Here is a 10,887-nt window from a genome sequence, read left to right as displayed (position 1 = left end):
ATCATGTCTGTCGTTCTCCGCTGGCAGGGCGTCAAGTCAATGATGGCAGATTGCTGGGGTTTTTAGAGGCTCCTATAAGGATTTTTGAAGATGTGTTCGATGGTTTTGAATGTTGATTCGAGCAGTGCGGGTGCTACGCACGGTAGGCTGCAATGAGCGCCGCACGTCAGCTTTCGCTCGGTGCATTTCTGATGGCCACCGGTCATCACGTGGCCGCATGGCGGCATCCGCAGGCCAGTGCCGATCCGCTGGTGTTCGATCATTACCGGCAGATGGTACGCATTGCCGAAGCCGCAAAGTTCGACGCGGTGTTCGTCGCCGACAGCCTGGCCGCCGCCGGTGGGCCGGTGGCATCGCGAATGGCGCGTTCCAGCCTATTCGAGCCGCTCACCCTACTCAGTGCGTTGGCGGTGGTGAGCGAGCGCATTGGCCTGATCGCCACCATGACCACCAGCTACAACGAGCCGTATCACGTGGCGCGCAAGTTCGCCTCGCTGGATCATCTGTCCGGTGGGCGTGCCGGCTGGAATCTAGTGACCTCCGACGCCGCCGACGAGGCGCTGAATTTCAACCGCGATGCGTATTACATGCATGCCGAGCGCTATGCGCGGGCGCGCGAATTTCAGCAAGTGGTGGCAGGGCTGTGGGACAGCTGGGACGACGATGCCTTTATCGCCGACACCGCCGCAGGCGTGCACTACGATCCCGCACGGCTGCATGTGCTGGACCATCGCGGCCCGCATTTTCAGGTGCGCGGCCCGCTCAATATCGCGCGCGCGCCGCAGGGCCATCCGGTGCTGGTGCAGGCCGGCGCGTCCGAGCCAGGGCGTGCGCTCGCGGCCGAGACTGCCGAGGTGGTATTCACCGCGCAGTCGTCGCTGGCCAAGGCGCAGGCGTTCTACGCCGACATCAAGGGGCGGCTGGAACAGTTCGGGCGCTCGCGCGATGCATTGAAAGTGATGCCCGGCGTGTTCATCGTGGTCGGGCAGAGCCAGGCCGAAGCGCAGGAAAAGTTCGAGCAGTTTCAGGCGCTGGTGGAGCCTGACGTCGGCATCGCGCTGCTGTCGCGCATGTTGGGCAACTTCGACTTGTCCGGCTATCCACCGGATGGCCCGTTGCCGGAGTTGCCGCTCACCGAAACCGGGCAGCGCAGTCGCCAGCAGTTGTTTACCGAGTTGGCCGGGCAGGAGCAGTTGAGCATTGCCCAACTCGGCCGGCGCATCGCCGGCGGGCGCGGGCATTACAGCCTGATCGGCACGCCCACGCAGATTGCCGACGAGCTGCAAGCCTGGTTTGAAGGCGAGGCAGCGGACGGTTTCAACGTGCTGGTGCCGCATCTACCGGGCGGCCTGGCCGATGTTGCCAATCACGTGGTGCCGGAGCTGCAGCGACGCGGGCTGTTCCGGCGTGACTATGCAGGGCGCACGTTGCGCGATCATCTGGGCCTGGCACGCCCCGCCAATCGCTTCAGCGCACGCTGATCTACCGGACATTCTGATGACCTATCTCGCACATCCCGATCGTTACGACCGTATCGCCTATCGTCGTGTCGGCCGCAGCGGCCTTGTGTTGCCGGCGCTATCGCTGGGCCTGTGGCACAACTTCGGCGACAGCACGCCGATCGACACGCAACGCGCATTGCTGCGCACCGAGTTCGATCTGGGCATCACCCACTTCGATCTGGCCAACAACTACGGCCCGCCGTATGGCAGTGCGGAGATCAACTTCGGCCGCTTGTTGCGCGAGGATTTCAAGCCGTATCGCGACGAGTTGATCATCTCCACCAAGGCCGGTTGGGACATGTGGCCGGGCCCGTACGGGCAGGGCGGCAGTTCGCGTAAATACCTGTTGTCCAGCCTGGATCAGAGCCTGCAGCGACTGGGTGTTGACTACGTGGATATCTTCTATTCGCACCGCTTCGATGCCGACACGCCATTGGAAGAGACCGCCGGCGCATTGGCCAGCGCGGTACAGCAGGGCAAGGCCTTGTACGTGGGTGTGTCGTCGTATTCGGCGGCGCGCACGCGCGAGATCGCTGCCTTGCTGCGCGAGTGGAAGGTGCCGCTGCTGATCCATCAGCCGGCCTACAACCTGTTCAATCGCTGGGCCGAGCAGGAGTTGTTCGATGCCACGGACGAGGTCGGTGCCGGCGTGATCGCGTTTACGCCGTTGGCGCAGGGCTTGTTGACCGGTAAATACCTCAATGGCGTGCCCGGCGATGCGCGAGTGAATCGTCCGGGCGGGCAGTCGCTGCGGCCGGAACATCTGTCCGAGGACAACCTGCAGCGCGCACGCGGGCTGGATGCGATCGCGCAGCGGCGGGGGCAGAGTCTGGCGCAGTTGGCGTTGGCCTGGGTGCTGCGCGATCCACGCGTGAGTTCGGCATTGCTGGGTGCCAGCCGCCCGGAGCAATTGATCGAAAACGTCGCGGCCTTGCAGTCGCCTGCGTTCAGTGCCGAAGCGCTGAACGAGATCGATCGCTTCGCGGTCGAGGGCGGCGTCAACCTCTGGGAAAAACCGTCCACCGATTGGCAATGAGGAGGATTCCGATGCGCTACCGCTTTTTGTTTGCTGCGTTGCTGTTGTCCAGCATCGCGTGGCTGCAACCCGCATGGGCAGCAGAGCCGGCGCAGTTGCGTATCGGCTATCAAAAAGCGGTGTCGAGCCTGGTGCTGGCCAAGCAGCATCGCCTGCTGGAACAACGCTTCCCGCGCACCAAGATCAGCTGGGTCGAGTTCCCGGCCGGCCCGCAATTGCTGGAAGCCTTGAACGTGGGCAGCATCGATCTGGGTGGTGCCGGCGATATTCCGCCGCTGTTCACGCAGGCTGCCGGTGCCGATCTGGTGTACGTGAGCTGGGTGCCGCCCACGCCCAAGGCCGAGACCATTCTGGTGCCGGCCAAGAGCACGCTGCGGCGCGTGGCCGATCTCAAGGGCAAGCGGGTTGCGTTTCAGAAAGGCTCCAGCGCGCACAACCTGTTGCTGCGCCTGTTGGCCAAGTCGGGCCTGAGCATGCGCGACATCACGCCATTGTATCTGTCGCCGGCCAACGCACGCGCGGCGTTCGCGGCCGGGCAGGTGGATGCCTGGGCGATCTGGGACCCGTGGTATTCGGCTTTGACGCTGGATGGCAGTGCGCGTCTGCTCGCCAACGGCGAAGGGCTGGGACTGACCGGTGGTTTCTTTCTGTCTTCGCGGCTCTATGCCACTGCCTGGGGCCCGTTCGTGCAGCAGGTGATGGGGCAGCTCAATCAGACAGACGGGCTGCTGGAGCGCGACCGCGCCGGCAGTATCCGCGTGCTGGCGCAGGTGAGCGGGCTGTCGCCCGCGGTGGTCGAGCGCACGCTGACGCATCGCCCGCCGGCCAGCGTGCAACCGCTCAGCGGCGAGGTCATCAAGGCGCAGCAGGCCACCGCCGATCTGTTCTACGCCCAGCGCCTGTTGCCCAAGCGGGTGCTGGTGGCACCGGCCGTGTGGCGTGCGCCAGCGCTTGCAGTTGCATCGCCGGCGGGCAGACAAGCGGCGGGCAAGTGATGCGCGGGACCGTGGACGCAGACGGGAACGGGTGCCGGGTTCCCGGACACACGCACATGCGCGCTGTTGTTGCGATGCGTCGCCACACCATCAAGGTTCCGCGATGAGCACCGGCTCGCGTCGTTTTGGCAGTCTACTGGTGCCTTGGTTATTGCCGCTGGCCTTGCTGGTGGCGTGGCAGATCGCCGCCTCCGGCGGCTGGTTGCCGCAGCGCATTCTGCCTGCGCCGGATGCGGTGCTGCGTGCCGCAATCACGCTTGTGCAAAGCGGAGAGTTGTGGCAACACCTGGCGATCAGCAGCTGGCGTGCGGCTGTGGGCCTGGCGATCGGCGGCAGCATTGGGTTTGCGCTGGGCCTGCTCACCGGTGTGTCGCGCGTGGCCGAGCGCCTGCTCGACAGCGCCTTGCAGATGCTGCGCAATGTGCCGCATCTGGCGCTGATTCCGCTGGTGATTCTGTGGTTCGGCATCGACGAGGGCGCCAAGTTGTTTCTGGTGGCGCTGGGCACGTTTTTTCCGATCTACCTCAATACCTATCACGGCATCCGTAGCGTGGACCCGGCACTGATCGAGATGGCGCGCAATTACGGCTTGCGCGGCCCGCAGCTGTTTGTCGATGTGTTGTTGCCGGGGGCGTTGCCGTCGATTCTGGTCGGGTTGCGCTTTGCACTGGGATTGATGTGGCTGACCTTGATCGTGGCCGAGACCATTTCCGCAAGTTCCGGCATCGGCTATCTGGCGACCAACGCGCGCGAGTTTCTGCAGACCGACATCGTGGTGGTCGCCATCGTGCTGTACGCGCTGCTGGGCAAGCTGGCCGATCTGGCCGCGCGTGGATTGGAAGCCTGGTGGTTGGGCTGGCACCCGGCGCAGCAACAGCGTGCGGAGCTGCGCCGATGAGCATGACCGGCACCGGCCTGACGCTCGCATTGCGCGGTATCGGTAAACGCTATGGCGGCAGCGATGTGTTGCATGGCATTGATCTGGACATCGCAGCTGGCGCCTGTGTCGCGGTGGTCGGGCGCAGCGGTTGCGGCAAGACCAACTTGCTGCGGGTGATCGCCGGGCTGGAAGCGGCCGACACCGGCACGGTCGCTAGCGGTCATGCACCGCTGGCAGCGCAGCGCGATGCGGTGCGGCTGATGTTTCAGGACGCGCGGTTGCTGCCGTGGAAGCGGGTGATCGACAACGTGGCGCTCGGCCTGGGCCGTGCCGGTCGCGCACAGGCACAGGCCGCGCTGGACGCGGTGGGGCTGGGCACCCGTGGCGGCGACTGGCCGGCGAGGTTGTCGGGCGGTCAACGGCAACGCGTGGCCCTGGCGCGTGCGCTGGTGCATCGGCCGCGTCTGCTATTGCTGGACGAACCGCTGGGCGCGCTGGATGCATTGACGCGTATCGAGATGCAGCAGCTGATCGTGCAATTGTGGCGGCAACACGGTTTCACGCTAGTGCTGGTCACGCATGACGTGGCCGAGGCCAGCGCGCTGGCCGATCGCATTGTGCTGATCGAATACGGCCAGGTTGGCCTGGATATGCAGGTGCCGGTACCGCATCCGCGTGCACCCGGCGCGCCCGCCTTGGCGGCAATCCAGGCGCAGGTGCTGTCGCGTTTGCTTGGGACGGTGTAGGTGTAGGTGCCGGCGCCAGCGGCCACTGCGGATGCCTAGGACGCCAAGGATGTCGATGCTGTGCAGGGCGTAGCGGCGCGTGCCACCGTGCCGCCGCGGCGGATCGTCTAGCGGGCTGGTCGTCGGCCTGAGTCTGCCTAAGCCAACGCCAACGCCAACGCCAATGCCAATGCCAATGCCAATGCCAATGCCAATGCGCAACGCAAGCGCGCAAATCAAACACCACGCAGCCCCACACCATGCAACGTGAGGCAGTCTTGATGCCCCGCATCTGCACGTGCTGCACCCGCCAAGCCTTGAAACCCCGCACAGCAGCCGCATCTGCACGGTATCGCCGAAGTTGCCGGCCACCAGTTCAGAGGATTTTCCCATGCGGATGGACAAGCTCACCTCGCGGTTCCAGCAGGCGCTGGCCGACGCGCAGTCGCTGGCTGTGGGCCGCGACCACAACATCATTGAACCGGTGCACGTGCTCGCCGCGCTGCTCGACCAAAGTGGCGGCAGCACGCGCCCGTTGCTGTCGCAGGCCGGCGTCAACGTGCCGCTGCTGCGCGAGCGGCTGGGCGAGGCGCTGGACGCACTGCCCAAGGTCTCCGGGCAGGAAGGCAATCTATCGATCGGCAACGATCTCAACCGCCTGCTCAATCAGACCGACAAACTGGCGCAGCAACATGGCGATGCCTTCATCGCCAGCGAGTGGTTCGTGCTGGCCGCCGCCGACGATGCCGGCCCGCTGGGCGTGGCCTTGCGCGCGGCCGGCGGCGACAAGAAAAAGATCGAAGCTGCCATCGACAAGCTGCGCGGCGGCGAAACCGTGCAATCGGAAAACGCCGAAGAACAGCGCCAGGCGCTGGAAAAATACACCATCGACCTGACCGCGCGTGCAGAGAGCGGCAAGCTCGACCCGGTGATCGGCCGCGACGAAGAAATCCGCCGCACCATTCAAGTGTTGCAGCGGCGCACCAAGAACAACCCGGTGCTGATCGGCGAACCCGGCGTTGGCAAGACCGCGATTGTCGAGGGCTTGGCGCAACGCATCATCAACGGCGAAGTGCCCGAAGGCCTGCGCGGCAAGCGCGTGCTGTCGCTGGACATGGGCGCGCTGATCGCCGGGGCCAAGTTCCGTGGCGAGTTCGAAGAACGCCTGAAGGCGGTGCTCAGCGATCTGTCCAAGAACGAAGGCCAGATCATCCTGTTCATCGACGAGCTGCACACCATGGTCGGCGCGGGCAAGGCCGATGGCGCGATGGACGCCGGCAACATGCTCAAGCCGGCGCTGGCACGCGGTGAGCTGCATTGCATTGGCGCCACCACGCTGGACGAATACCGCAAGTACATCGAAAAAGACGCCGCGTTGGAGCGCCGTTTCCAGAAGGTGTTCGTGGGCGAGCCGACGGTGGAAGACACCATCGCGATCCTGCGTGGGCTGAAGGAGCGCTACGCGGTGCATCACGGCGTGGAGATCACCGACCCGGCCATCGTGGCCGCCGCCACCTTGTCCAACCGTTACATCACCGACCGCCAGCTGCCGGACAAGGCGATCGATTTGATGGACGAAGCGGCATCGCGCATTCGCATGGAGATCGACTCCAAGCCGGAGGAAATCGATCGCCTGGAGCGCCGCCTGATCCAGCTCAAGATCCAGCGCGAAATGCTGAAGAAGGAAAAGGACGACGCCTCGCGTCAGCGCCTGGCTGATCTGGAAACCGATATCGACAAACTCGAGCGCGAGTTCTACGACCTCAACGAATTGTGGAAATCCGAGAAGGCCGCGCTGCAGGGCACCACCAAGGTCAAGGAGCAGATCGAGCACGCTAAGCTGGAACTGGAGGCCGCACAGCGCCGTCAGGACTACGCAAAAATGAGCGAGATCCAGTACGGCGTGTTGCCGCAGCTGGAAAAGCAGATGGCGCTGGCCAACGAGGTCGAACATCACGACTTCAAGCTGGTGCAGGATCGCGTGACCGCCGAAGAAATCGCCGAAGTGGTGTCGCGCTGGACCGGGATCCCTGTCAACAAGATGCTCGAAGGCGAGCGCGACAAATTGCTGCGCATGGAAGACGAGTTGCATCATCGCGTGGTCGGCCAGAACGAGGCGATCAAGGTGGTCTCCGATGCGGTGCGGCGTTCGCGTGCCGGCCTGTCCGATCCGCATCGGCCTAGTGGCTCGTTCCTGTTCCTGGGGCCGACCGGCGTGGGCAAGACCGAGTTGTGCAAGGCGCTGGCAGACTTCCTGTTCGACAGCACTGAGGCGATGATCCGCATCGACATGAGCGAGTTCATGGAGAAGCATTCGGTCTCGCGGTTGATCGGTGCGCCGCCGGGGTATGTGGGCTACGAAGAAGGCGGCTATCTAACCGAGGCGGTGCGTCGGCGTCCGTATGCGCTGATCCTGCTGGACGAGGTGGAAAAGGCGCATCCGGATGTGTTCAACATCCTGCTGCAGGTGCTCGACGATGGCCGTCTCACCGATGGCCAGGGCCGCACCGTGGACTTCCGTAACACCGTGATCGTGATGACTTCCAACCTGGGCTCGCACCAGATCCAGGAGCTGTCCGGCGACGGCAGCGCCGAGGCCTACACGCAGATGAAGGCGGCGGTGATGGGCGTGGTGCAGGCGCACTTCCGCCCGGAGTTCATCAACCGGCTGGACGACATCGTGGTGTTCCATCCGTTGGATAAGGCGCAGATCAAATCGATCGCACGCATCCAGTTGCATGGGCTGGAAAAGCGCTTGTCCGAACGCGGCCTCAAACTGGACCTGGACGATGCCGCGCTGGAATTGCTGGGTAATGTCGGCTTCGATCCGGTGTACGGCGCCCGCCCGCTCAAGCGCGCGATCCAGTCGCAGGTGGAGAACCCGCTGGCCCAGCATATCCTGTCCGGCCAGTACCTCAGCGGCGACACCGTGCGCGTGCGTACCGAGGGTGGGCGTCTGGCATTTACCAAGGGCTGAGGTTTGGCGATGGTCATGGGCCGCATTGATGGTGCGGGTTGACGTCACCAACGGGCACTGCGCAGGCAGTGCCCGTTCGCGTTAGGTGGATGGCGCATGCGGCGCATCGTTGCGCTCTTCGTCATCGACGTCTTCGCCCGTCGTATCGTGGGCTGGAAGGCGCCGTCCTCGATGCAGACGGACTTCGTGCTCGACACGCTCGAACAGGCGCTCTACGCGAGCGCGAGCAAGCCGGTCGTCCCGGGTCGCCTGATTCACCACAGCGACCGAGGCGTTCGGTCCGTGTCGATCCGCTACACGGAGCGGCTCGCTGAGGCCGGCCTGGAGCCCTCGGTGGGCAGCGTGGGGGGACGCCTACGGGCGCGACGCCTGCCCTCGGGTCACAACCCGCTGCTGGCCGAGACCATCAACGGCCTCTACACGGCCGAGGTCATCCATCGCAAGCCGTCTTGGCGAACGCGCAAGGAGCTCGAGTGGGCCACGCGCAACTGGGTCGACTGGTTCAACAACTGCCGATTGCCGGAGCCGATCGGGAATATCCCACCGGCCGAGGCTGAGGCCAACGACTCTTCGCACTCCCCTGAGTGCGTCATGTCGGCGTGACTCAAACCAAGGGGCATCCGGGGAAACCCGGGGCGGTTCAGGAGGACGAGTTGCGACACGCTTGCTAGCATCAACTGAGTCTGTCGAACGCGAAGTCGCAACAGCTGCGGAAACAAGGAAGCAAGATGCACAACGACTGCTGGGACATGGATGACAAGAACGGCTCTAACCTGTTGAACCTCGCCAGCGTGAGCAGCTCAATGCTCGTGCCCTTTCCAGTGGGCAAACTGCCAGATGCTTCCGTGCTGTGGCTCAATGAGCGCTGGTTTCATGACTTAGGCATGGCCATCCACGAAGAGCCAACTCGGGCCCGCATTTCAGCATCCCTGCTCGAGCGCTTTGCCGTGACCTCTCTCCAAGCTCATTGCATCGCCGGCAGCTTCGGCGGACAGACACTGGGCGCTGATCGCTACGGTGGGAGCGGTGGGGCAATCCACGGAGGCAGTGGCCGCTGTGGCTCCGATGGCATGCTCATCGCCAAAGGAACCGGCCCCACGCCACTGGTCTCTAAGGCCCATGATTGGTCACACTCGCATGGCTGTCTCTATCTTTACGATGCCATTCGCGAGGCAGTTGCTAGCGAGATCCTCAACGCAGAGCTCCCCCACGGTGCAGTCCCCATTTTTGCCATCATTGATGCCGGCTTCTCACTGGCACGCACCGATGCCGACGAGCCGGAGCGGTGCGCAATTCTGATCAGGCCTGCTTTCCTGCGCTTGGCGCATTTCGAGCGCAGCCTGTATTTCGGGACATCAGGTAGTGCAAACAGCGATCAATTTCAAGATAGCCTGCGAGTCAAAGATGCCATCCACTTTGCCGACGAACACACGCAGCGCGATGCCGGCAATCCCAATGGCCTAGGCGTTGACTTGTCTGCGCTCTACCTCCGCCTTGCCGAGCAGATTGCCGCAAGTCGCGCGCATCGCCTCTGGACCGGACGCCCGACCAGCGACAACATCACATCGAACGTGCAGTTCCTGGATTTCGGCGGCTTCCGCGCAGTTCCCAGCTGGAAGCGTGGCACCGATGGGCATCGTCACTTTTTCGGCGATGAGATGCGTGATGTTCGCCACTCGCTTCCATCGCTTGCCTATTTCTTCAAGAAGTATTCCCGCTTCGGCAAGGCAATCGCCAACATCGATCAACTGCTCATCCAGATCGAGCATCACATGGAAGCTGCGTTTTTCAGTCACTGTGCAGAAGCGTGTGCTTTGCCTGAGTCAAGCCCAGAGGCGTTCCATTTCAAAGCACTCATTGCACGCTACTACCGCGAACAACAGCGCAGTGACTATGCGTTCGATCAGCCCACAAAGCACGATGAGCGCCACGATTGGCTCTCTGACCACATCAAAGGCAAAGCAACCCAGGGGTCTCAGATTGGCGAGGAAATCAACTCGCTCCTGCGCGCACTTCCGAACGCGGCTATTCATCTTTGTGCCGCCAACCGCTGGCTGAGACCAAGGCCACGCCTTTCCTATCGCGTCTCCAAACGCCGGGCGATCAAGCTGGTGCGGTCGATCCTGGCCGATCGGTCGTCGGGACCCAAGCGGGTCTCGGCTTTTATCGCAACCGAGGTCGCGGTCTCACGCCGCGTTTGGAAAGGCTTACCGCCACACTGGCTTGTCCTGGGCTACGCAAGCGATCACGTGTCCACCGCCTTGTATTTCTTTGATACGCATCGTATGGCCTATACAGTCCAGCTGGAGGGGCAACGCGTGCATGGGGGAACACTGCTCTTCGGTGCCGAAGTCGCGGATAAGACACTCGGCATCACCAATTCTGGCCATCGAACCGTCGTGCTTGTCGACTGCGAACCCACCAGCTACCTGGTAGGTCTAAGCTTGAACGGGCGTGCATCAATCCCTGCCGCACTGCTCACCTTCCCGGACGCTGCCGTTGCAGCGCAGACATTTAACTCAACCACCGCCAATGCAACCTAATGCCGTTGATGCGCAGGCGCTTGGCCTGGCAATGCAACTTCTGTTCAAGACTGACCGCAAGAGGTTCAGTCTCGCAGCTGCCTATGTATGGCTATGGCCTGCGATTCGCCTAGGCCAGCTCGTCACGATCGAAGACGAAGAGGGAGTCTGGACCTGAGGTATCCCCACGTTTTTCAGCCCATGACCATCTGGTTGTAGACGTGTTCGGGCAGTGTGCGTAATCGCTCCA

At 63.3% G+C, this 10,887-nt stretch carries 6 protein-coding genes and 3 pseudogenes; all 9 read left to right on the top strand.

The genetic code is table 11. From position 1 onward, the window contains the following. Window positions 1-152: 152 nt before the first annotated feature. Window positions 153-1,481 (top strand): LLM class flavin-dependent oxidoreductase, encoded by a 1,329-nt coding sequence (locus XpopCFBP1817_RS16880; RefSeq protein WP_128417998.1) that lies wholly within the window; start codon window positions 153-155, stop codon window positions 1,479-1,481. Between the two features lie 16 nt (window positions 1,482-1,497). Further along, complete coding sequence (gene mgrA / locus XpopCFBP1817_RS16875) at window positions 1,498-2,538, top strand: L-glyceraldehyde 3-phosphate reductase (RefSeq protein WP_128417997.1); 1,041 nt, start codon at window positions 1,498-1,500, stop codon at window positions 2,536-2,538. Next, a complete protein-coding gene (locus XpopCFBP1817_RS16870; protein ID WP_128417996.1) occupies window positions 2,535-3,533 on the top strand; it encodes an aliphatic sulfonate ABC transporter substrate-binding protein in 999 nt (332 codons plus the stop codon). The genes mgrA and XpopCFBP1817_RS16870 overlap by 4 nt, the downstream gene beginning before the upstream one ends. A 103-nt stretch (window positions 3,534-3,636) precedes the next feature. Further along, window positions 3,637-4,431 (top strand): aliphatic sulfonate ABC transporter permease SsuC, encoded by a 795-nt coding sequence (gene ssuC / locus XpopCFBP1817_RS16865; protein WP_128417995.1) that lies wholly within the window; start codon window positions 3,637-3,639, stop codon window positions 4,429-4,431. Beyond that, window positions 4,428-5,153 (top strand): annotated as a pseudogene (locus tag XpopCFBP1817_RS16860) (ATP-binding cassette domain-containing protein); the annotation flags it as partial. The gene ssuC and the pseudogene XpopCFBP1817_RS16860, both read left to right, overlap by 4 nt. Window positions 5,154-5,529: 376 nt before the next feature. Beyond that, the gene (gene clpB, locus XpopCFBP1817_RS16855) at window positions 5,530-8,115 is read left to right on the top strand and encodes an ATP-dependent chaperone ClpB (RefSeq protein ID WP_128417994.1); all 2,586 of its coding nucleotides are present in this window, start codon (window positions 5,530-5,532) and stop codon (window positions 8,113-8,115) included. Between the two features lie 105 nt (window positions 8,116-8,220). Then, window positions 8,221-8,718 (top strand): annotated as a pseudogene (locus XpopCFBP1817_RS16850) (DDE-type integrase/transposase/recombinase); the annotation flags it as partial. Window positions 8,719-8,843: 125 nt separating this feature from the next. Continuing rightward, window positions 8,844-10,658 (top strand): protein adenylyltransferase SelO family protein, encoded by a 1,815-nt coding sequence (locus tag XpopCFBP1817_RS16845; protein WP_128417993.1) that lies wholly within the window; start codon window positions 8,844-8,846, stop codon window positions 10,656-10,658. Next, window positions 10,648-10,812 (top strand): annotated as a pseudogene (locus tag XpopCFBP1817_RS23785) (toxin-activating lysine-acyltransferase); the annotation flags it as partial. The gene XpopCFBP1817_RS16845 and the pseudogene XpopCFBP1817_RS23785, both read left to right, overlap by 11 nt. Window positions 10,813-10,887: the final 75 nt, after the last annotated feature.

The sequence above is a fragment of the Xanthomonas populi genome, assembly GCF_002940065.1.
GTDB classification, from domain to species: Bacteria; Pseudomonadota; Gammaproteobacteria; order Xanthomonadales; family Xanthomonadaceae; genus Xanthomonas; species Xanthomonas populi.
This window is presented reverse-complemented; position numbering and strand designations above follow the sequence as displayed.

Bases quoted from the DNA above. Each gene is read 5' to 3' on its own strand.
- XpopCFBP1817_RS16880 (WP_128417998.1), top strand. From the start codon at position 153: ATGAGCGCCGCACGTCAGCTTTCGCTCGGTGCATTTCTGATGGCCACC.
- mgrA (WP_128417997.1), top strand. From the start codon at position 1,498: ATGACCTATCTCGCACATCCCGATCGTTACGACCGTATCGCCTATCGT.
- XpopCFBP1817_RS16870 (WP_128417996.1), top strand. From the start codon at position 2,535: ATGAGGAGGATTCCGATGCGCTACCGCTTTTTGTTTGCTGCGTTGCTG.
- ssuC (WP_128417995.1), top strand. From the start codon at position 3,637: ATGAGCACCGGCTCGCGTCGTTTTGGCAGTCTACTGGTGCCTTGGTTA.
- clpB (WP_128417994.1), top strand. From the start codon at position 5,530: ATGCGGATGGACAAGCTCACCTCGCGGTTCCAGCAGGCGCTGGCCGAC.
- XpopCFBP1817_RS16845 (WP_128417993.1), top strand. From the start codon at position 8,844: ATGCACAACGACTGCTGGGACATGGATGACAAGAACGGCTCTAACCTG.